Below are 21,608 nucleotides of genomic sequence, written 5' to 3' on the forward strand. Positions count from 1 at the left end.
AGAATCAGCGAGCGAAGTATCCGCGGTAGTACTCGTACACCCAGCCGACGATCGCGACGAGGAAGATGGCGATCCCGATGGGCAGCATCCACGCACCGACCGCGAGACCGATCATGCCGACTGCGGCCGAGAACGCGAGCACGATAGGCCACCACGACCAGGGGCTGAACTCGCCCAGCTCGGGATCGCCGTCATCGATGTCGGCGGTCAGGATGTCTTCCGGCAGCTCGCCGCCCTGCGCCATGTGCACGCGCTGCACGTAGAACGCGATCAGCGAGCCCATGAGCGCCGTGAAGAGCAGTGCGACGCTGCCGACCCACTCGATGCCGTGGTACCAGGGCACATCGGGGTGCGCAAGGATGCTCCACACCGTGTAGGTGACGAAGACCAAGAAGAAGAAGCCGCTCAGCAGCCACCACAGGCCCACATTGGTGCGCACTTACTTCACCTCTCCCGCGGCCACGTCGACGACGGGCGCATCCGGAGCGTCCTTGGCAGGCCCGACACCCACGGGGACGCCCGCCTCGGGGTGGTTGAGGTCGAACGCGGGACGCTCGCTGCGGATGCGCGGGATCGACGTGAAGTTGTGCCGCGGCGGCGGGCACGAGGTCGCCCACTCGAGCGACGCACCGTAACCCCACGGGTCGTTGACCGTGACTCGGGGCGCCTTGCGCGCGGTGATCCAGACGTTGAAGAGGAACGGGATCATCGATGCGCCGAGGATCATCGCGCCGATCGTGGAGAACTGGTTCTGCCAGGTCCACCCGTCTGCTGTCGAATAGTCGGCGTAGCGTCGCGCCATGCCGTCCACACCCAGCCAGTGCTGGATGAGGAAGGTCATGTGGAACCCGATGAACAGCATCCAGAAGTGCACCATGCCGAGGCGCTCGTTGAGCATCTTGCCGGTCCACTTGGGCCACCAGAAGTAGAAGCCGGCGAACATCGCGAACACCACGGTGCCGAACACCACGTAGTGGAAGTGCGCGACCACGAAGTACGAGTCGGACAGCGCGAAATCCAGCGGCGGGGAGGCGAGGATGACACCAGTCAGACCACCGAACACGAACGACACGAGGAAGCCCAGCGCGAACATCATCGGCGTCTCGAAAGTCACCGAGCCTCGCCAGAGCGTGCCTATCCAGTTGAAGATCTTCACGCCCGTCGGCACGGCGATCAGCATCGTCATGAGCGCGAAGAACGGCAGGAGCACCGCGCCGGTCACATACATGTGGTGAGCCCACACGGCAACCGACAGCGCGGCGATCGCGATCGTCGCGTAGACGAGCGTCTTGTATCCGAAGATCGGCTTCCGGCTGAACACCGGGAAGATCTCGGACACGATGCCGAAGAACGGCAACGCGATGATGTACACCTCGGGGTGCCCGAAGAACCAGAACAGGTGCTGCCAGAGCAGCACTCCGCCGTTGGCCGGGTCGTAGATGTGCGCACCGAGAACCCGGTCGGCAGCGGCGGCGAGGATCGCGGCGGCGAGCACGGGGAAGGCCATCAGGACGAGGATGCTGGTGATCAGCGTGTTCCACGTGAAGATCGGCATGCGCCACATGGTCATGCCGGGCGCACGCATCGTGATGATCGTCGTGATGAAGTTCACCGCACCGAGGATCGTCCCGAATCCGCTCATGCCGAGGCCGAGCATCCAGAGATTGCCGCCCGCACCCGGTGAGAACGTCGCACTCGCCAGTGGTTGATACGCGAACCAGCCGAACCCGGCGGCACCCTGCGGTGTGAGGAAGCCCGACACGGCGATCGTGGAGCCGAACAGGAACAGCCAGAAGGCGAACGCGTTCAAGCGCGGGAAGGCGACGTCAGGGGCGCCGATCTGCAACGGCATGATCACGTTGGCGAAGCCGGCGAACAACGGCGTCGCGAACATCAGCAGCATGATCGTGCCGTGCATCGTGAACAGCTGGTTGTACTGCTCCTTGGTCGGGACGATCTGCATTCCCGGCTCGAACAGCTCGGCACGGATGATGAGGGCCATCACCCCGCCGAGCATGAAGAACAGCACCGAGGCGATCAGGTACATGTACCCGATGGTCTTGTGGTCAGTGGAGGTGATCCACTTGACGATGATGTTGCCTTTCTGCTCGACGCGGGTAGCGCTGAGCAGGGCGGCCTGCCTCGGTGGCAGAGTGGTCGGCCGGCCGGAAGTCTTCTCCTGCAATGGAAGCGTCGTAGCCATCACTCGCCACTCTCGTTCGTCGTCGCCCCGGTGCCCGGCAGGTTCGTCAGGCGGTCATAGGCCTTGTTGATGTCGCCGGTCTGCCCTGCGGCGCGCAACGTGCCGAGGTACTTCTCGTACTCCGCGTCGCTCACGACCTTGACGTTGAAGAGCATGGCGGAGTGGTATTCGCCGCACAGCTCGGCGCACTTGCCGGCGTACGTGCCCTCTCGCGTCGGGGTGAACGACCAGTAGTTGTCGCGCCCGATGAACATGTCTTTCTTGTACAGGAAGTCGATGATCCAGAACGAGTGGATGACATCGCGGGACTGGAGCTTGATCTTCACCGTCTTGTCGACGGGCAGGTAGAGCGTGGGCAGCTTCGCCTGGTCGATGTCGCCGTTGGCGGCGGGGACGGCCTGGACGCCCATGGTCCACACGGTGTCGGAGGCGTCCTTCTGCGTGCCGTCGTACTGGAAGTCCCACGCCCACTGCTTGCCGATCGCGATGATGGAGACATCGGGATTCTCGGTCTGCGTCTCGAGGACGGCCTGATCTCGAGCGGTGAAGGCGAAGAAACCGATCACGAGGATCAGCGGCACGATCGTGTAGAAGATCTCGATCGGCATGTTGTAGCGCAGCTGCACCGGGAGCCCGGACTGGCCGCGGCGGCGGCGGTACGCGATGGCCGCCCAGCCCATGAGGCCCCACGTGATGATGCCGACGATCAGCAGCACGATCCAGGAGTTGACCCACAGGCCTGCGACCATGTCGGTGCGGTTGGTGGCGGGGACACCGTCGTCCGTGAAGCCGGGGAGGAAACCATGCAACTCCGTCGTCGAGCAGCCCGCGAGAGCGAGCGCCGCAGCGAGGCCGATGGGGAGTGCGGCCCAGCGGAGGCGGCGTGTGGAGGGCGCTCGATTCGAGGGCACAATGCACCTTTCCGGACGTGGAACTGACGCCCTCAGTCTAGAGCAACCTCCCACCGGATTCAGGCCATCCGCTCAGGTCTGCTCGTGTCGCGAACCCCTTCCGCGGGCCCTCCGCCGTGCGCGCACCGCGACGACGAACGGCGCCTCGCGCGATGCGCGGGCGCCGTCCGGGAGACGCGGAAAACCGGGTCTGTGAGCCTATGGAGTGTCAGTGGAAGCTGTCGCCGCAGGCGCAGCTGCCGGCCGCGTTGGGATTGTCGATCGTGAACCCCTGCTCGGAGATCGTGTCCTTGAAATCGATCGATGCGCCGTCGAGGTACGGGACGCTCATGTCGTCGATGATGACCTCGACGCCGTCGAAGTCGACCGTCTTGTCGCCATCGAGATAGCGCTCGTCGAAGTAGAGCTGGTAGATCAGGCCCGAGCATCCGCCGGGCTGCACGGCGACGCGCAGGCGAAGGTCTTCGCGGCCTTCCTGCGCCAGGAGGCTCTTCACCTTGGTGGCGGCCGTAGCGGTCAGCAGCACGCCGTGTTCGCGAACGGACGGGTTCGTCGACAGTGCGGTGTCGGTCATGGCTCTCCTCGAAGGCGTGGTCGTACTGGGGCTGCTTAGATTCTACGCCCGACCGCGCGGGATCGGCTCAGCGCGCGTTCAGACGGTGCGCGCGTCGAGCTTCTCCAAGAGCAGCGCCTCCGAGATCACCGCGTGGCGGAACGTGTCGATGTGCAGGGATTCGTTCGGGCTGTGGGCACGCGTGTGCGGGTCTTCCACGCCGGTGACGAGGATCTGCGCGCCGGGGAACTCGCGCACGAGATCTGCGATGAACGGAATCGAGCCGCCCACCCCGATATCGACCGAGTCGACGCCGTATCCCTCGCCCAGAGCATCCCGTGCCGTCTGAACGGCCCAGCCGCTCGTGTCGACGAGGAATCCGTCGCCGAGATCGACATCGGTGAACTCGAGCTGCGCGCCGAAGGGCGCGTGCGCCTCGAGGTGGGCCCTGATCGCGTCGTACGCGTCGCTCGAGGCCTGACCGGGGGCGACGCGCGCGCAGATCACCACCGCGATCGAGGGTGCGAGGGTGTTGGATGCTGCGGCCACGCTGGTCGCATCGATCCCGGTGATCGTGATCGAGGGCTTGTTCCAGATCCTCCCGAGGATCGCGCCCGTGCCGATCGGCTGCACGCCGCCCGGCAGGCCGGCCTCTTCGCGGAGCGTCGCTTCGTCGTAGGCGGGGGTCGCCGCATCCCGAGCATTCATGCCTGCGACGGCGACTGCACCGTCGGCGTCCCAGAGGGTCGCGAGCAGTGTGACGGTCGCGAGCATCGCGTCGGGCACGGCGCCGCCGAACATGCCGGAGTGCGACGCGTGATCGAGCGTGCGCACCGTGAGGGTGAAGCGAGCGTTGCCTCGGAGTGAGACCGTGAGGGCGGGGGTCGCGAGGTCCCAGTTGCCGGAGTCGGCCACGACGATCACATCCGACCGGAGCGCATCGGCGTTGTCGGCCAGGAACTGCGCGAAAGAACGGGATCCGTACTCCTCCTCGCCCTCGATGAAGAGCGCCAGCCCCAGATCGAAGTCGTCGCCCAGCGCATCCTTGAGCGCACGGATGGCGGCGATGTGCGCCATCACGCCCGCTTTGTCGTCGGCGGCGCCGCGGCCGTACAGCCGGCCGTCGCGGACGGTCGGCTCGAACGGCGGGGTCTCCCAGAGCGCGTCATCACCGGTCGGCTGCACGTCGTGGTGGGCGTACAGAAGCACCGTCGGCCGGCCGTTCCTCGCGGCCCGCGTGGCGAGCACCGCCGGCTGGCCGCGCTCGGCCGTGCCCGGGATCGCCGCCGTGGTCACCCTGACCCGATCGAAGACCCCGGTGCCCTCGGCGAGGGCCGCCACCGCTTCGGCACTGCGCTGCACCTCGGTCTGGTCGAACGCCGGCCAGGCGATGGACGGGATGCGGACGAGGGCGCCGAGATCGGCGAGGGCGACGGGGATGCCGGAGGCAGCGGCCTCGCGAACGGATTCAGTCCGGGACAGGTCAGAGCTCATGCGGGTAATCTTAAGCGACAGGCACTTTTGGCCTGCCTTTCCGCCCCGATCGAGGTTCCCCGTGGCCAAGTCCCCTGAAGCACCCGCATCCAACGATGCACCCTCCGAGGGGACGGTCCTGAACGGCGTCCCGGTCGCTCCCGCGACGAAGGGACGTGCGACACCGACCCGGGCCGAGCAGGAAGCGGCACGCAAGCGTCCGCTCGTCGCCGACACCAAAGAGGCGAAGGCTCGCGCTCGCGCCGAACTGGCCCGGCAGCGCGACAAGGCACGGGTGGGCATGGCCGCCGGCGACGACAAGTTCCTCCCCGCGCGCGACAAGGGACCGCAGCGGCGGTTCGTCCGTGACTACGTGGATGGCCGACTGCACCTCGGCGAGGCCGTGATGCCGGCGATGGTGCTCGTCATCCTCGCGACGTTCGTACCCCTGACTGCCGTGCAGTACTGGTCGTTCATCGGCCTGTGGATCTTCATCATCTTCGTCATCGGCGACATGGTTCTGCTCTCGATCCGGGTCAAGGCCGCCGCCCGCGAGAAGTTCGGCGCCGACCGCATCGAGAAGGGTCTCGGCTGGTACGCCTCGATGCGCACGATCCAGATGCGCTTCATGCGTCTGCCAAAGCCGCAGGTCAAGCTCTGGAACAGGGCCGCCTGATCGCTCTTCCCGCGTTCAGCCGGCGCGGAGTCCGCGGTTGATCTGACGGGCCCAGAGCGGGCCGCGGTAGATGAACGCGGTGTAGCCCTGCACGAGGGTGGCCCCGGCATCCAGGAGCGCCCGCACGTGGTCGGCGGTCTCCACTCCCCCGACCCCGATGATGCAGAACTGCGGATCGGGTGCGGCCGCACGGGCGAGTTCGACCACGCGCACGGCGCGCGCACGCATCGGCGCTCCGGACAGTCCGCCCGCCCCGGCGGCCTCGACGGTGGTGGCATCCGTGATCAGACTCTCGCGCGAGATCGTCGTGTTCGCCGCGATCAGTCCCGCGAGCCCCAGATCGACGGCGAGCCGCGTGATGGCCGAGATCTCGTCGTCGGCGAGATCCGGGGCGATCTTGACGAGCATCGGCGTCGACCCCGCCGCGTCTTTGACCGCCGACAGGAGCGGAGCGAGGGTCTCGACCGCCTGGAGCGTGCGCAGGCCCGGGGTGTTGGGCGATGACACATTGACCGCGAGATAATCCGCGAGGGGGGCGAGCAGCGTGGCGCTGCGCACATAGTCGGCGGTCGCGTCGTCGACATCGACCACCCGGCTCTTCCCGATGTTCGCGCCGACCACCGGGCGTTGCGTGCGCATGCGTAGCGCGCGCAGGCGGCGGGATGCCGCATCCGCACCACGATTGTTGAAGCCCATGCGGTTGATCAGCGCGCGATCCGGGACGAGCCGGAACAGCCGGGGCTTCGGATTGCCCTCCTGCGGGATGGCAGTGACGGTGCCGATCTCGACGTGACCGAAGCCGAGCGCGCCCAGCCCGTAGGCGCCGACGGCGTTCTTGTCGAAGCCGGCGGCGATGCCGAAGGGCGACGAGAAATCGAGGCCGAGCGCGCTCGTGCGCAGGGAAGGGTCGGGGCGGGTGAGCGCGCGCGCGGCCCAGGAGAACGGCCAGATTCCCACGAGGCGGATGATCAGCATCCCCGCGTGATGGGCGGTCTCGGGGTCGAACCGCGTCAGGATGCTGCGGAAGAGGAGGGGATACATCCCCGCCAGGCTATCGGGCGAGAGTGTCGGGCGCAGATTCGGGCTCGGGCGCGCTCGGGTGGCGCGCACGGTGGTCGGCGCGGAGCTGGCCGATCGCGGATTCGAAGTCGTCGAGCGAGTCGAACGCCTGGTAGACGCTCGCGAACCGCAGGTACGCGACCTCGTCGAGTTCGCGGAGCGGCCCGAGGATCGCGAGCCCGATGTCGTTCGTGTCGACCTGTGATGAGCCGGTCTGACGCACCGTCTCCTCGACGGTCTGGGCGAGGAGGGCGAGGTCGGCGTCGGTGACGGGGCGGCCCTGGCACGCCTTGCGCACGCCCGACATGACCTTCTCCCGGCTGAACGGCTCGATGACGCCCGAATGCTTGACGACGTTGAGGCTCGCGGTCTCGACGGTCGAGAATCGTCGGCCGCAGTTGGGGCACTGACGGCGACGGCGGATGCTGAGACCGTCGTCGCTGGTGCGCGAATCGATGACACGCGAATCGGGGTGTCGGCAGAAGGGGCAGTGCATAGCACCGACAGACTACCTCGGCCGTCCATGCGCACCCGGGCAATCGAGGGTGCATTGCGACGATCGAGGGTGCATTGCGGGTCAGGCGTCGAAGCGGGCCTGGACGGCCTCGCCGTGCGCGGGCAGCGCCTCCGCGTTCGCCAGCGCGACGATCCGGTCGCGCACCGCCGCCAGCGCGGCCCTGTCGTACTCGATGATCTGCTGCGGCCGCAGGAAGGTCGACGCCGAGAGACCCGACGAGTACCTGGCCTGCCCCCCGGTCGGGAGCACGTGGTTGCTGCCGGCGAGGTAGTCGCCGAGGCTCACCGGCGAGTTCTCGCCGACGAACACGGCCCCGGCGTGCACGAAGTCTTCGGGGCGGGGCTGGTCGAGGTGCAGTTCGAGGTGCTCGGGGGCATAGGCGTTGCTGAACGCAGTCGCCGCGGCGAGATCGTCGACGAGCACGATCGCCGACTGCGGACCCGAGAGCGCAGCGGCCACCCGCTCGGCGTGCCGCGTCAACGGGGCGCGCACGGCGGTTGCGCGCGCGACCTCGTCGGCCAGCGCGACCGACGCGGTCACGAGCACCGCCGCCGCCTGCTCGTCGTGCTCTGCCTGGCTGATCAGATCGGCCGCGACCAGGCGCGCGTCGGCGCTATCGTCGGCGACGATGAGGATCTCGGTGGCGCCGGCCTCGGCATCCGTTCCCACCAGACCCGCGACGGCGCGCTTGGCGGCCGCGACGAAGTTGTTCCCCGGTCCGGTGACCACGTCGACGCCTTCGAGTCCGATCGCCTCGACCCCGTGGGCGAACGCGCCGATGGCTCCCGCGCCGCCCATCGCGTACACCTCGTCCACGTCGAGCAGCCGGGCTGCGGCGAGGATCACGGGGTGCACGCGACCGTCGAACGCCCGCTGCGGAGGAGACGCGAGCGCGATCTGCGCGACACCGGCCACCTGGGCGGGTACGACGTTCATCACGACGCTGGACGGGTAGACGGCCTTGCCGCCCGGCACGTAGACACCCACACGCCGGACGGGCTGCCAGCGCTGCACGACGCGCGCGCCCGGCTCGAGCTCGGTCACGACCGATGGAGGAACCTGAGCGGCGGATGCTGTCCGCACACGCCGGATCGCCTCCTCCAGCGCTTCGCGGACGACGGGATCCAGCCCGCCAAGCGCCTCGTCGAGATGCGCAGCGGGCACCCGGATGGCGTGACCGCTCACGCCGTCGAAACGTTCGGCTTGGGCGCGGAGCGCCGCCTCGCCCTCGCTCGCCACATCGGAGACCAGCGCCGCGGCGGTGCTGAGAGCCTCCTCGCGCGCGGCGGTGGCGCGGGGAACGGTGGCGAGCAGCTCGGCCGGAGACAGGCCGCGACCGCGCAGATCGATCGTGCGAAGCATCCGTCCAGGGTACCGGTCCGGCGGAGGGCCCCGGTCGGCGTCAGCCTCGCGTGACCCCCGACACGTCGTGGAGGAATCCGACGGTGCCGTCTTCATGACGGACGACGAACGAGGATCCGCGGTCTTCGATCACGAGCGCCCACGCGGTGGGCCCCACCCGGAACAGCGGGGCGCCCTGCTCGTCGACGACATCGCGTTCGACCGGAGAGAGCGCCCAGAATGCCTGGTGGCTCACGGTCGGCTGCGGCTCGGTCCCGTAGACCGGCTCGTAGGTGCCGCGCGTCGATGCAGGGGTCCACTGCTCGTCCGCACCGGCGACGGCCTGGTCGAACGGGGCACCGGTGCGCGCGTCGACCGAGCGGTCGATGGCGATCGTGTCGGATTCGGCCGCACCGGCGGGAGCCGCGCCGTACGCGGAAGCGTCGTATGCGGAGCCGTCGTGGGCAGGAGCCGCCGCGGGCCGCGGAGCGCGGGCCGGTCGGGCTGTCACAGGACGAATCGGGCGGGCGTTGCGGTGCGCGGGAACCTCTCGGCGATCCTGGAAGTCCTCCTCGAACGGCGGGATGACCGACCCGAACACGGTGAGGACCACGCCGGCCAGCATGAGCACGAGCTCGACCCACATGACCCAGGAACGCACCCAGGGGCCGCCCGCGACGACGATCGCGACGGTCTCCCAGAGCAGCTGGACCCACAGCACCGCCGACACCGAGAAGGCGACCGAGGCGAACTGGTCGATGCCGAGCGAACCCACCCGCCGGATGCCGTCGGGCGAGAGGCGGCGCAGCACGATCAGGAACACGGCGGCCGTCGGGACGGCGATCGTGAGGATCCAGAGCAGCCCTGACGTCCACACGGAATCGAACCGGAGCGTCGTCACCGAGAAGAACGACACGATGAAGGCGATGACCCAGATGCCGAGGAGCGCGACCTCGCGGACCGAGAACGGCCCGACCCCGTACTGCGGCGGCGCGCTCTCATCCACCTGCCGCGAGTCCACCCCGAGTGCGGTCGATTCGGGAGTGGTGTCCTGGTCCAGTTGTTCGTCGGTCACGATCATCCTTCCGGCTCGGGCGCCATCGCGCACGATGTCCGATACTACCCGCGAGGGCTTTGCGCGTCAGGTGTCAGCCGAGGCACTGCGGCCCCAGCAGCCCCTTCAGCTCGCCGTACAGGTCGGCGGTCACGCGCACCGGGTGCGGCACGTCGAACACCTTGGAGGTCGACCCGGAGTGCAGCTTCACGGTGACCTCGGTGTCGCCCCTGTGTCGCTGGAGGGTCTGGAGCAGTTCGGCCACCAGAGTCTCGCTCGCACGCCGCTCGGGCATGACGAGCACCAGCGGTCCGGAGGCGTCCACCGCGCCCAGATCCGGCGTGAACGCCGACTGCGCGTGCAGGTTGAGACCGTCGTCACGCCGCGACACGCGTCCGCGCACGACGAGGATCGAATCGCCGACGAGGGAGGAGGCGAACTCGGTGTACGTGCGGCCCATGAACATGACCGTCACCTCGCCGTTGAAGTCTTCGATCGTGATCATGCCGTACGGGTTGCCGCTCTGCTTGGCCACCCGATGCTGCACGCTCGTGACGAGCCCCGCGACGGTGACCTGGTCGCCATCGCTCACGTCCTCAGACGACAGCAGGTCGTGGATGCTCGTGGATGAGTGCTTCGCGAGCGGGATCTCGAGTCCCGCCAGCGGGTGGTCGGACACGTAGAGCCCCAGCATCTCGCGCTCGAACGCCAGCTTGTCTTTCTTCGTCCACTCGGGGCGTTCGGGCACCTTCACCGGGACGACCTCTTCGGTCTCGTCGTACAGGCTGTCGAAGTCGAACCCGATCGCTCCGGTCGCGGCCTTGCGCTTGATCTCGACCGCGGCCTCTGTCGCGTCTTCGTGGATCTCCATGAGCGCACGCCGGGTCGCCCCCAGCGAATCGAAAGCGCCTGCCTTGATGAGCGATTCGACCGTGCGCTTGTTCGCGACGTTCGTCGGGACCTTGTCGAGGAAGTCGTGGAACGACGTGAATCGTTCGTCGGCCCGTGCCTCGACGATCGACTCGACCACGTTCGAACCGACGTTGCGCACCGCGCCCAGCCCGAAGCGGATGTCGTCGGAGACGGCCGCGAAGTACTTGATCGACTCGCCCACATCGGGGGGGAGCACCTTGATCCCCATGCGGCGGCACTCGTTCAGGTACACGGCGAGCTTGTCCTTGGCATCGCCGACGCTGGTCAGCAAGGCAGCCATGTATTCGGCGGGATAGTGCGCCTTGAGGTAGGCCGTCCAGTACGCGATGAGTCCGTAGGCGGCTGAGTGCGCCTTGTTGAAGGCATAGTCCGAGAACGGCAGCAGGATGTCCCACAGGGTCTTGACCGCAGCATCCGAATAGCCGTTCGCGTGCATTCCCGCTTCGAAGCCCTCGTACTGCTTGTCGAGCTCGGACTTCTTCTTCTTTCCCATCGCGCGCCGCAGGATGTCGGCCTGCCCGAGGGTGAAGCCGGCCACCTTCTGCGCGATCGCCATCACCTGCTCCTGATAGATGATCAGGCCGTAGCTGGTGCTGAGGATCTCGGCGAGCGGCTCTTCCAGTTCGGGGTGGATGGGCGTGATCTCTTGTTGGCCGGTCTTGCGCAACGCGTAGTTGATGTGCGAGTTTGCCCCCATGGGCCCGGGTCGGTACAGGGCGATCACGGCCGAGATGTCTTCGAAGTTGTCGGGCTTCATGAGGCGAAGCAGCGACCGCATCGGGCCGCCGTCGAGCTGGAACACGCCGAGCGTATCGCCGCGCGACAGCAGCTCGTACGCGGGCATGTCGTCGAGGGCGAGCTCTTCCAGGACGAGCGGGATCCCCCGGTTGGCCGCGATGTTGTCGAGGGCGTCGTTGATGATCGTGAGGTTGCGCAGCCCGAGGAAGTCCATCTTGATCAGGCCGAGCGCCTCGCACGACGGATAGTCGAACTGCGTGACGATCTGGCCGTCCTGCTCGCGCTTCATGATCGGGATGATGTCGATCAGCGGTTCGCTCGACATGATCACGCCGGCCGCGTGCACGCCCCACTGGCGCTTGAGGTTCTCGAGTCCGACGGCGGTGTCGAAGACTGTCTTGGCCTCGGGGTCCGTCTCGATGAGCATCCGGAACTCGGACGCCTCCTTGAAGCGCGGGTGAGCCTTATCGAACATGCCCTCCAGCGGCATGTCCTTGCCCATCACCGCAGGCGGCATCGCCTTGGTGAGCTTCTCACCCATGCTGAACGGGAAGCCGAGTACGCGACCGGCGTCTTTGAGCGCCTGCTTGGCCTTGATCGTGCCGTACGTGACGATCTGGGCGACGCGCGCGTCACCGTACTTGTCGGTGACGTACTGGATCACTTCGCCGCGGCGACGGTCGTCGAAGTCGACGTCGAAGTCGGGCATCGAGACGCGGTCGGGGTTGAGGAACCGCTCGAAGATCAGGCCATGCTGCAGCGGGTCGAGGTCGGTGATGCCCATGGCGTACGCGGCCATCGAGCCGGCACCCGAACCGCGACCCGGCCCGACGCGGATGCCGTTGTCCTTGGCCCAGTTGATGAAGTCGGCGACGACGAGGAAGTATCCCGGGAACCCCATCTCGGTGATCACCTGGGTCTCGTATACCGCCTGCGCGCGCACTTCGGTCGAGATGCCCCCGGGGTAGCGCTTCTGCAGGCCGGTCTCGACCTCTTTCACGAACCACGATTCCTCGGTCTCGCCGTCGGGCACGGGGAAGCGCGGCATGTAGTTGGCGCTCGTGTTGAATTCGACCTCGCACCGCTCCGCGATGAGCAGCGTGTTATCGCACGCCTCGAGGTTGCCACGGAAGATCTGGCGCATCTCGGCCGGGGTCTTGACGTAGTACCCGTCGCCGTCGAACTTGAACCGCTTCGGGTCGTCGAGGGTCGATGCCGACTGCACGCACAGGAGCGCCGCGTGACTCTGCGCGTCGTGCTGGTGCGTGTAGTGCAGGTCGTTCGTGCCGACGAGCGGGATGCCGAGGTCTTTCGAAATCTCCAGGAGGTCGGTCATCACGCGACGCTCGATGCTGAGCCCGTGGTCCATGATCTCGGCGAAGTAGTTGTCCTTGCCGAAGATGTCTTGGAACTCGGCCGCCGCAGCGCGCGCGGCGTCGTACTGACCGAGCCGCAGGCGCGTCTGCACCTCACCCGATGGGCACCCCGTCGTCGCGATGAGGCCGGCCGCGTACGTCTGGAGCAGTTCGCGGTCCATCCGCGGCTTGAAGTAGTACCCCTCGATGCTCGCCTTGGACGACAGGCGGAACAGGTTGTGCATGCCCTCGGTCGTCTCCGACAGCAGGGTCATGTGCGTGTAGGCGCCCGAACCCGAGACGTCGTCGCTGTTCTGCTCCGGCGTGCCCCACCGCACGCGTGCCTTGTCGCTGCGGTGCGTGCCCGGGGTGACGTAGGCCTCGATGCCGATGATCGGCTTGATGCCGGCGTCCTTCGCGGTCTTGTAGAACTCGTACGCGGCGAACGTGTTGCCATGGTCGGTGACGGCGATCGCGGGCATGCCCTGGCGCACCGCCTCCTGCACGAGCGGGCCCACGCGGGCAGCGCCGTCGAGCATCGAGTACTCGCTGTGCACGTGCAGGTGAACGAAGGAGTCGGATGCCACGGATCGAGGCTACCCGCCATCGCAGACACCCGGACCCGGGCGCGCGGATCGTCGGCCGGCCGAGGTGCGCGCCTCTACGGTGGAGGCATGGCGACCCCCGAATTCATCCTCGAACTCCGACGCCACGTCGGGCACACGCCGCTGTGGATCGCGGGAGTGACCGCGGTGATCGTGCGCGAGGGCACGGTGCTGCTCGGCAGTCGCAGCGACAACGGCGCGCTGACCCCGATCACCGGGATCATCGACCCGCGTGAGGAGCCGGCGGATGCCGCAGCGCGAGAAGCGCTCGAAGAGGCGGGTGTCGTGGTCCGCGTCGACCGGCTCGCCTGGACCCACGTGATCCCCCGGGTCGTCTACGAGAACGGCGACCAGAGCGACTACCTCGACATCACCTTCCGCTGCTCGTGGGTGCAGGGCGAGCCCTACCCCGCCGACGGAGAGATGACGGATGTCGGGTGGTACGCGCTGGACGAACTCGACGGCCTCGATCGCCTCGACGACGAGATGCGCGCCCGGATCGCCCATGCGCTGGCAGACGGCCCGGCGGCGTTCGAGGGCGGCCGCTAAGGTCCGGCGGTCAGTCGGCGCGCAGCACCTCGAGCGCGTGCGCCAGGTCGGCGGGATAGGGCGAGGCGAATTCGACCCGGTCGCCCGTCGCCGGGTGGGCGAAGGCGAGTCGGTGGGCGTGCAGCCACTGCCGCGTCAGGCCCAGCCGGTCCGACAGCGTGGGGTCGGCTCCGTAGAGCGGATCGCCGACGCACGGATGTCGATGCGCCGCCATGTGGACGCGGATCTGGTGCGTACGCCCCGTCTCCAGATGGATCTCGAGCAATGATGCGCCGGGAAACGCCTCCAGGGTCTCGTAGTGCGTCACCGAATCCTTGCCCGTGGGCGTGACGGCGAACTTCCACGAGTGCGTCGGATGGCGGCCGATCGGCGCGTCGATCGTGCCGGCGAGCGGATCGGGGTGCCCCTGCACGACCGCGTGGTAGATCTTCTCCACCTCACGCTCCTTGAACGCGCGCTTGAGCGCGGTGTACGCGTTCTCTGACTTCGCGACGACCATCAGCCCGCTCGTGCCGACATCGAGGCGATGCACGACGCCTTGGCGCTCTGCCGCGCCTGTCGTGGCGATCCGGAAGCCCGCCGCGGCGAGGGCCCCGAGCACGGTAGGCCCCTCCCACCCGAGGCTCGGATGAGCGGCGACGCCGGGGGGTTTGTCGACCACCACGATGTCGTCGTCGTCGTACACGATCCCGAGTCCGGGCACCGCGATCGGCACGATCTCGGGGTCGCGCTTGGGTTCCCACGACACCTCGATCCAGGCGCCGCTGCGCAGGCGATCGGACTTGGAGAGCGCACGCCCGTCCATGCTCACATCACCCGCGTCCGCGACCTCGGCCGCGAACGTGCGCGAGAATCCGAGCATCTTGGCGAGCGCAGCATCCACTCTCACCCCGTCGAGCCCGTCGGGCACGGGGAGTCCGCGGGACTCCACGTCAGTCCTTCGCGGGGTCTGCGGAGGCTGGGGCCTCGTCGGGTGCGGCGGCGTCGGGCGAGGCCTCCTCAGCCGGGGCCTCCTCAGCCCGGGCCCCCTCAGCCGTGGCGCGCGACTCGCGGGTTCCGTCGAAACGCAGGCCGGTGAAGACGAGGACCGCGACGCCGATCATCATGGTGACGATGAACATGTCGGCCACGTTGTAGATGGCGGGCATCATCCACGGCGTGTTGATGAAGTCCACCACGTGACCGACGCCGAAGCCCGGTGCACGCAACAGGCGGTCGGAGAGGTTGCCCAGCACGCCGCCCAGCAGCAGGCCGAGCACGATCGCCCACGCCCGGGAGCGCACGCGCGTGATCATCAGCCAGATGATGGCGATCGCCACTGCCGCAAGGGCCAGCGAGAAGATCCACGTGACGTCCTCGCCGAGCGAGAACGCCGCACCCGAGTTGCGGATCAGATAGAAGATCAGGAAGTCGCCCAGAATGTGGACCGGCTGTTCGGGGGGAAGATTCTGGATCGCGAAATGCTTGGACAACTGGTCGGCGGCCAGCACCAGGATCGCGAGAACCGCGATGATGGTGCCGGCCGCCGCCGCTCGAAGGGGGGCTCGGCGTGTCAAAGAGCCGGCCTAGAGGCCGATAGCCGAGACCGGCGTGGCACCGGAGGTCGTCGAGGTCGTCTCGAGATCGCGGAGCTTGCCCTCCATCCAGCTGCGCAGCTGGGTGCGGTAGTCGCGCTCGAAGTTGCGGAGCTCGGTGATGCGGGCCTCGAGGGTGCCGCGCTCCTTGTTGAGGCGCTCGAGCTCTTCGCGTCCGCGCGCTTCGGCCTCGGCGACGATCGATGTCGCCTGGGACTGCGCTTCGGAGATGAGCTGGTCGCGCTGGGCGATACCCTCGGCGACGTGCTCGTCGTGCAGGCGCTGAGCGAGCTCGATGATGCCGGCGCTCGCGGCAGCCGGCGCGGTAGCCGACTCGAGGGCCGGCGCGTTCTGCTCGGGCGCGGCGGCGGCAACCGGGGCGGCCTCGATGGCGGCGGGAGCGGGAGCGGCTGCCGGAGCGGCACTCCCGGACTCGAGCGCGGCCACCTTCGCCTTGAGCTCGTCGTTCTCGGCGATCGTCTTGCGCCACTCGACGACGATCTCGTCGAGGAAGTCGTCGACCTCGTCGGGGTCGAAGCCCTCCTTGAAGCGGACGTGCTGGAACTGCTTGGTGACTACGTCATCCGGGGTCAATGCCATGGTGTTTCCTCTTTCGAGAGTTCAGGTCGAGGACCGATGTCCGGGCTGATCGACCCGTTCCGGGCGACCGTACCACGCAAGCATAGTCGCCCGACTTTGAGGTCGCGAGAGACCGCGTCACACGCGGATCCGACTCAGATGAAGGCCCGTGTGATGCCGAGGAGCACGAAGCACAGCAGCATCGTGATCGCGAAGGCGAAGTCGATCGCGATCGCGCCCACACGGAGCGGCGGGATGAGACGGCGCAGGAGCTTGATGGGCGGATCGGTCACCGTGTAGACGATCTCGGCGACCACGAGCCCCGCGCCCCGGGGACGCCAGTCCCGATTGAACATCGGGACCCAGTCGAGGATGAGGCGCACCAGCAGGACCAGAACGAAGATCAGGATCAGCGCGTTGAGGATCTGAGCGACAACGCTGACGAGGTTCACCTGGTCAGTGCTGCGCGAACGGGACCGACTCGGGGTCGGCCTGCGCGACGGCACCCTCGCCCGATACCGCGACGTTCTCGGGCGAAAGCAGGAAGACCTTGCTGGTCACCCGCTCGATGCGCCCGTAAAGGCCGAGTGAGAGGCCGCTGGCGAAGTCGATGAGACGGCGCGCGTCGGCGTCGCTCATCTGAGACAGATTGATGATGACCGGGATGCCGTCGCGGAAGTTCTCGGCGATGACCTGTGCATCGCGATACTGCTTCGGGTGCACGGTCAGGATCTCGCTGATCATCGCGGGCGCGGGCTGGCGCACCACTGTGGGACGATGCAGCGGCACGACCGGTGCGGCCACCTTCTCGACCGCCTGCGCGCGTCGCCCGGTGGGCTGCGCAACAGGCTCTTCGTACACCTCTTCCTCGTCTGCGAGGCCCAGGTACACCATGGTCTTTTTGAGTGGGTTCGACATCGGATCCTCCGTTCGAGCGTCTGTTTCGAGATTAGTCGCGGGCGGGCCTCGGGCCCGTGATTGCCGAGCCGATCCGCAGGTGTGTCGCGCCGCATGAGATCGCCTCGGGGAAGTCGGCCGTCATCCCGGCCGAGATCCACTCCGCGCCGGGTGCCACGGCGCGCAGGCGCCTGGAGTACTCGGCCAGGCGCGCGAACGCAGCCGCCGGCTCTTCGTCGAGCGGTGCGACGGCCATGACGCCGCGCAGGCGCAGGGTGCGGCATCCGCTCACATGCTCCGCGAGCGCCTCCAGGCCATCCGGGCGGACCCCTCCGCGCGCCGGATCGTCTGTCAGGTTCACTTGGATGAGCACGTCCAGAAGCGGTGGAGCTTCTGCGTCGTCCGCGGTGCCTGCCGCCTCGAAGGCGTCGGCGATGCGCTCCCGATCGATCGAATGCACGACGGATGCGGCGGCCCTGATCGCGCGCGCCTTATTGGCCTGCGCCTGCCCGATGAAGTGCCAGCGCAGTGGCGCCTCGAGCACGTGCCGCAGTTCCGCTGCTTTGCTCGAGAGCTCCTGCTGCCGGTTCTCACCGACGTCGCGCACACCGAGCGCGGAAAGCTGTTCGACGAGCGACGCAGGATGGAATTTCGTCACCACGATCCGCGTGAGGTCAACGGGATCGCGACCGGAGCGCCGTGCGGCGTCGTCGATGCGGGCATTGACATCGCCGAGGCGAGCGGTGAGTGAGGGATCGGAGTCGACCACGCGGTCTCCGTGGGCTGCGACGGCTACTTCAGGAAGTCGGGGATGTCGAGATCGTCGTCGCCGAAGGCCGAGTCGTAGCTAGAATCGGGCAACGCCGCACCGACCGGCACCGATTCCTTCGATGCGGTCTCGGCATCGAGCTCGCGCGCCGCGTCCGCCGCCGGGATGACGGGGACGAGGGGCGCCGATGCGGCGCGGGCGGCCGTCACCGGGTCGATGCGCAGCGAGGGCTCGCCACCGTCGAAGCCTGCGGCGATCACGGTCACGCGCACCTCGTCGCCCAGCGTGTCGTCGATCACGGTGCCGAAGATGATGTTCGCCTCAGGGTGTGCCGCCTCCTTGACGAGCTGCGCGGCGTCGTTGATCTCGAAGATGCCGAGGTTCGATCCTCCCTGGATCGACAGCAGCACGCCGTGCGCACCCTCGATCGAGGCCTCGAGCAGGGGGGATTCGACCGCGAGCTCGGCAGCCTTGATCGCGCGGTCGGCCCCGCGGGCGGAGCCGATGCCCATCAGAGCCGAGCCGGCACCCTGCATGACCGACTTGACGTCTGCGAAGTCGAGGTTGATGAGACCCGGCGTCGTGATGAGGTCGGTGATGCCCTGGACACCGGCCAGGAGCACCTGGTCAGCCGTGGCGAACGCCTCGATCATCGAGATGCCGCGGTCGCTGATCTCTAGCAGCCGGTCGTTCGGGACGACGATGAGGGTGTCGACCTCTTCCTTGAGCTTCGCGACACCCGCCTCGGCCTGGCTCTGCCGGCGGCGGCCTTCGAACGAGAACGGCTTGGTGACGACGCCGATCGTGAGGGCGCCGATCGACTTCGCGATCTTGGCGACGACAGGCGCGCCGCCCGTGCCGGTGCCACCTCCCTCGCCGGCGGTGACGAAGACCATGTCGGCACCGCGCAGGGCCTCTTCGATCTCTTCGGCGTGGTCGTCGGCGGCGCGGCGGCCCACCTCGGGGTCTGCGCCGGCACCGAGGCCGCGGGTGAGCTCGCGGCCGACGTCGAGCTTGACGTCGGCGTCGCTCATCAGCAGCGCCTGCGCGTCGGTGTTGATCGCGATGAACTCGACACCCCGGAGGCCGAGGTCGATCATGCGGTTGACGGCGTTGACGCCGCCGCCACCCACACCGACGACCTTGATCACGGCGAGGTAGTTCTGGTTCTGGCTCATGCCGTCCTCCGTTGTGTCCGAACTCGTGTCATACCCTCCATCGAACCTTCAACCTCAACTAGAGGTGTAGAGTGTCGCCGAGTATGCAATTCCTGAGTCGAAAGTATGCGGCGGACGAGGCGCCGCCCGGAGAATCGCGGCGTGTCGCGATTCTGTGCGCGGAAGTCACTTCGACCCGAGGTTGAGAGTCTTCAGCGGACGACGATTGCGTGCGGCGACGAGACGTCGTAAAGGCTCACGGATGCCGGTGGCCGCGCGCGTATCGTCGTCTCGAGGACGACGGCCTTCAGTGCCGAGTCGTCGGCGTTACCCCACACGACCTGGGTGGTCCCACCGAGCGTGAGGGTGACATCGTCGGGGCTGGACGCGGTCACGGCCGTGACCTGCGCTCTGATCGCGTCGGGCAGGGCCCGAAGGACGCGGCCCGCCGCAGCGAACGCGGGCGCATCGGTGCCCCCGGTGATCGTCAGCAGGGGCAGGCCCGCGGGCATCGCCGCACTCGTGGACAGTGCGACCCCCGCCGCATCGACCACGCTGAACCCGGCACGCGTCTGGACGACTCCCACCGGAGTGCGCTCCACGATCCGCACGATCAGCTCGTGCGGGGGCCGTGCCTCGAGCGTGTAGGTCTCCACGAGCGGGAAGCCGATCAGCGCTGCCTTCACCGCACTCTGGTCGACGCGCGGTAGCGGCGTGCCCAGCTGGCTGCTCAGCGCGTCCTGCACAGCCTGCGGGTCGAGCTGCGAGGTGCCGACGACGCGGATCTCCTCGACGGCGAACAGCGGGCTGTAGGCCGCACCGAGGGTCGCGAGGATCAGCACGGCCATCGCCGAAGCGGAGCCGATCCAGATCGCGCGCCGCCGACGCTGGCGCCCGGTAAACCGGCGCACCTCCGCCCTGAGGGCCTTGCGGCGCGCGCGGGAGGCGCGCCACACGTCGCGCAGGCTCAGGGGCGGGTCGGGCTCGGTGCTCACCGGGAGCGCGGCTGTGCGGGGGGCGGGTGCGCGGAGCGCGGTCAGCACTCCCCCGGCGGCCGTTGCAGCGTGATCGACCGAGTCGGTCGCGACGCCGTCAGTCGCGGCATCCTCATCCGTGACGGTCGCAGGCGGGGGCTGCCGGCCCGGATCCGGTGCGGGAGGCGGTATGGGCAGCGGAGAGGGCCGACGCATCGGGCGCTACCCCCCGGCGCGAACGGAGGCGCTCGAGCGCTCGAGCGCGTCGAGCACCTGCGGGATGATCAGATTCACGTTGCCGCAGCCCAGGGTGATCACGAAGTCGCCGGGGACCGCCACCGATGCGGTGTAGTCCGCGGCCTCCTGCCAGTCGGCGACGAAGTGGACGTGCCCGGGATCATCGAACGCCGAGCTCACGAGCTCGCCGGTGACGCCGGGGATCGGATCCTCGCGCGCGCCGTAGACATCCAGCACGACCGTGTGATCGGCGAGCTCCTCGAGCACCGCGGCGAACTCCCCCGCCATCTGCTGCGTGCGCGAATACGTGTGCGGCTGGTGCAGCGCGATGATCCGGCCGTCTCCGATCACGGTGCGGGCGGCCACGAGAGCGGCGGCGACCTCGGTCGGGTGGTGCGCATAGTCGTCGTAGACGCTGACTTCGCGCTCGACGCCGCGCAGCTCGAAGCGGCGTGCCGTGCCCTCGAAGCCCTCGACGGCCCGCACGGCGGGCTCGAGTTCGTAACCTAGCGTGAGGAGCACGGCGACGGCTCCTGCGGCGTTGATCGCGTTGTGCGCGCCGGGGATCGAGAGGCGTGCCTCGACGGATGCTGCGCCCGCCGTGATCGTGAACCCCGCGCCGCCGTCGGTATGGATGTCGTGCACGCGCACGTCAGCAGCATCCGCCGTTCCGAAGGTGCGGACGTTAGGGTGCGACAGCCGCGCGGCGACCTGCGCAGCGCCGGGGTCGTCGGCCGAGATCACCACGGCATCGCGCGCCTCGTCGGCGAAGCGTGCGAACGCGTCGACGAAGGCGTCGTCGGTGCCGTAGTGGTCGAGATGATCGGGGTCGACATTCGTGATGAGCGCCACCGACGTGTCGTAGAGGAGGAACGTGCCGTCGGACTCGTCCGCCTCGATCACGAAGAGTTCGTCGGCGCCGCTCGCACTCGAGACGCCGAGCTGCGCGATGACGCCGCCGTTCACGAATGACGGATCGGCGCCCAGCGCCCGAAGCGCGGTGACGATCATCCCCGTCGAGGTCGTCTTGCCGTGCGCACCGGCGATCGACACCAGCCGGCGCCCGCCGATCAGCCAGTGCAGGGCCTGGGAGCGGTGGATGACCGGCATCCCACGCTCTTTCGCGGTGACGAACTCGGGGTTCTCGGGCCAGATCGCGCCGGTGTGGATGACGGTGTCGGCGTCGCCGAGATTCGCGGCGTCGTGACCGACGTACACGCGCGCCCCGAGCTCGGCCAGCTGACGCAGGCCCGCGCTGTCGGCGCGATCGGATCCCGACACCCTGATGCCGCGCGCGAGGAACATGCGCGCGAGCCCCGACATCCCGGAGCCGCCGATGCCGATGAAGTGCGCGGCCTCGATGTTCTCGGGCAGAGGAAGGCTGAGGTCGGGTCTGATCATGACCCGTCAATCCTAAGTTGGAGCGGTGCGGCGAGGGCTCCGGCGCGCTGAGG

At 68.2% G+C, this 21,608-nt stretch carries 21 protein-coding genes; 2 read left to right on the top strand and 19 right to left on the bottom strand.

Translation table 11 applies throughout. The features are described 5' to 3' along the window. Positions 1 to 4: 4 nt before the first annotated feature. The 5 genes from ACFE6Z_RS04855 to ACFE6Z_RS04875 form a co-directional block, all read right to left on the bottom strand. Entirely contained in the window at positions 5 to 439 is a 435-nt protein-coding gene (locus ACFE6Z_RS04855) for a cytochrome c oxidase subunit 4 (RefSeq protein ID WP_375384536.1), read from the bottom strand. After that, a complete protein-coding gene (gene ctaD / locus ACFE6Z_RS04860; protein ID WP_375384537.1) occupies positions 440 to 2,203 on the bottom strand; it encodes a cytochrome c oxidase subunit I in 1,764 nt (587 codons plus the stop codon). Then, positions 2,203 to 3,117, bottom strand: coding sequence for a cytochrome c oxidase subunit II (coxB, locus tag ACFE6Z_RS04865; protein ID WP_375384658.1), 915 nt, complete (start codon positions 3,115 to 3,117; stop codon positions 2,203 to 2,205). Before coxB ends, ctaD begins: the two co-directional genes overlap by 1 nt. 205 nt (positions 3,118 to 3,322) lie before the next feature. Continuing rightward, positions 3,323 to 3,688, bottom strand: coding sequence for a HesB/IscA family protein (locus ACFE6Z_RS04870; protein WP_375384538.1), 366 nt, complete (start codon positions 3,686 to 3,688; stop codon positions 3,323 to 3,325). 78 nt (positions 3,689 to 3,766) lie between these two features. Further along, on the bottom strand, positions 3,767 to 5,161 hold the full coding sequence (locus tag ACFE6Z_RS04875; protein ID WP_375384539.1) for a dipeptidase: 1,395 nt from the start codon (positions 5,159 to 5,161) through the stop codon (positions 3,767 to 3,769). Between the two features lie 61 nt (positions 5,162 to 5,222). Here ACFE6Z_RS04875 and ACFE6Z_RS04880 point away from each other — a divergent pair, with 61 nt between their 5' ends. After that, on the top strand, positions 5,223 to 5,816 hold the full coding sequence (locus ACFE6Z_RS04880; protein WP_375384540.1) for a DUF3043 domain-containing protein: 594 nt from the start codon (positions 5,223 to 5,225) through the stop codon (positions 5,814 to 5,816). A gap of 15 nt (positions 5,817 to 5,831) precedes the next feature. Here the strand turns inward: ACFE6Z_RS04880 and ACFE6Z_RS04885 are convergent, their stop codons facing one another. From ACFE6Z_RS04885 to dnaE, 5 genes are all read right to left on the bottom strand, one after another. Beyond that, the gene (locus ACFE6Z_RS04885; protein WP_375384541.1) at positions 5,832 to 6,857 is read right to left on the bottom strand and encodes a quinone-dependent dihydroorotate dehydrogenase; all 1,026 of its coding nucleotides are present in this window, start codon (positions 6,855 to 6,857) and stop codon (positions 5,832 to 5,834) included. A gap of 10 nt (positions 6,858 to 6,867) precedes the next feature. Further along, entirely contained in the window at positions 6,868 to 7,371 is a 504-nt protein-coding gene (nrdR, locus tag ACFE6Z_RS04890) for a transcriptional regulator NrdR (protein WP_375384542.1), read from the bottom strand. 81 nt (positions 7,372 to 7,452) lie between these two features. Beyond that, positions 7,453 to 8,754, bottom strand: a complete 1,302-nt coding sequence (gene hisD / locus ACFE6Z_RS04895; RefSeq protein ID WP_375384543.1) for a histidinol dehydrogenase — start codon at positions 8,752 to 8,754, stop codon at positions 7,453 to 7,455. Between the two features lie 40 nt (positions 8,755 to 8,794). Beyond that, positions 8,795 to 9,814 (bottom strand): hypothetical protein, encoded by a 1,020-nt coding sequence (locus ACFE6Z_RS04900; protein WP_375384544.1) that lies wholly within the window; start codon positions 9,812 to 9,814, stop codon positions 8,795 to 8,797. Positions 9,815 to 9,881: 67 nt separating this feature from the next. Continuing rightward, positions 9,882 to 13,352 (bottom strand): DNA polymerase III subunit alpha, encoded by a 3,471-nt coding sequence (dnaE, locus tag ACFE6Z_RS04905; protein ID WP_375384659.1) that lies wholly within the window; start codon positions 13,350 to 13,352, stop codon positions 9,882 to 9,884. A gap of 135 nt (positions 13,353 to 13,487) precedes the next feature. Here dnaE and ACFE6Z_RS04910 point away from each other — a divergent pair, with 135 nt between their 5' ends. After that, positions 13,488 to 13,967 (top strand): NUDIX domain-containing protein, encoded by a 480-nt coding sequence (locus ACFE6Z_RS04910; RefSeq protein ID WP_375384545.1) that lies wholly within the window; start codon positions 13,488 to 13,490, stop codon positions 13,965 to 13,967. Between the two features lie 10 nt (positions 13,968 to 13,977). Here the strand turns inward: ACFE6Z_RS04910 and ACFE6Z_RS04915 are convergent, their stop codons facing one another. The 9 genes from ACFE6Z_RS04915 to murC form a co-directional block, all read right to left on the bottom strand. Beyond that, positions 13,978 to 14,898, bottom strand: coding sequence for an RluA family pseudouridine synthase (locus ACFE6Z_RS04915; protein WP_375384546.1), 921 nt, complete (start codon positions 14,896 to 14,898; stop codon positions 13,978 to 13,980). Position 14,899: 1 nt separating this feature from the next. After that, complete coding sequence (lspA, locus tag ACFE6Z_RS04920; protein WP_375384660.1) at positions 14,900 to 15,463, bottom strand: signal peptidase II; 564 nt, start codon at positions 15,461 to 15,463, stop codon at positions 14,900 to 14,902. 69 nt (positions 15,464 to 15,532) lie between these two features. Beyond that, positions 15,533 to 16,141, bottom strand: coding sequence for a DivIVA domain-containing protein (locus ACFE6Z_RS04925; protein WP_375384547.1), 609 nt, complete (start codon positions 16,139 to 16,141; stop codon positions 15,533 to 15,535). Positions 16,142 to 16,275: 134 nt separating this feature from the next. Further along, a complete protein-coding gene (locus tag ACFE6Z_RS04930) occupies positions 16,276 to 16,572 on the bottom strand; it encodes a YggT family protein (RefSeq protein WP_375384548.1) in 297 nt (98 codons plus the stop codon). 4 nt (positions 16,573 to 16,576) lie between these two features. Next, positions 16,577 to 17,038 (bottom strand): cell division protein SepF, encoded by a 462-nt coding sequence (locus ACFE6Z_RS04935; RefSeq protein ID WP_375384549.1) that lies wholly within the window; start codon positions 17,036 to 17,038, stop codon positions 16,577 to 16,579. 31 nt (positions 17,039 to 17,069) lie between these two features. Then, the gene (locus ACFE6Z_RS04940) at positions 17,070 to 17,786 is read right to left on the bottom strand and encodes a YggS family pyridoxal phosphate-dependent enzyme (RefSeq protein WP_375384550.1); all 717 of its coding nucleotides are present in this window, start codon (positions 17,784 to 17,786) and stop codon (positions 17,070 to 17,072) included. A gap of 23 nt (positions 17,787 to 17,809) precedes the next feature. Continuing rightward, positions 17,810 to 18,964 carry a cell division protein FtsZ gene (gene ftsZ / locus ACFE6Z_RS04945; protein ID WP_375384551.1) on the bottom strand — a complete coding sequence of 385 codons (1,155 nt, stop codon included), beginning with the start codon at positions 18,962 to 18,964 and terminating at the stop codon, positions 17,810 to 17,812. A gap of 191 nt (positions 18,965 to 19,155) precedes the next feature. Further along, the gene (locus tag ACFE6Z_RS04950; RefSeq protein WP_375384552.1) at positions 19,156 to 20,133 is read right to left on the bottom strand and encodes an FtsQ-type POTRA domain-containing protein; all 978 of its coding nucleotides are present in this window, start codon (positions 20,131 to 20,133) and stop codon (positions 19,156 to 19,158) included. A 6-nt stretch (positions 20,134 to 20,139) separates the two neighbouring features. Next, positions 20,140 to 21,555, bottom strand: a complete 1,416-nt coding sequence (gene murC, locus ACFE6Z_RS04955) for a UDP-N-acetylmuramate--L-alanine ligase (protein ID WP_375384553.1) — start codon at positions 21,553 to 21,555, stop codon at positions 20,140 to 20,142. Positions 21,556 to 21,608 lie beyond the last annotated feature (53 nt).

Origin of the sequence: uncultured Microbacterium sp., assembly GCF_964244775.1 — a bacterium.
In the GTDB taxonomy this organism is placed as follows: Bacteria; Actinomycetota; Actinomycetes; order Actinomycetales; family Microbacteriaceae; genus Microbacterium.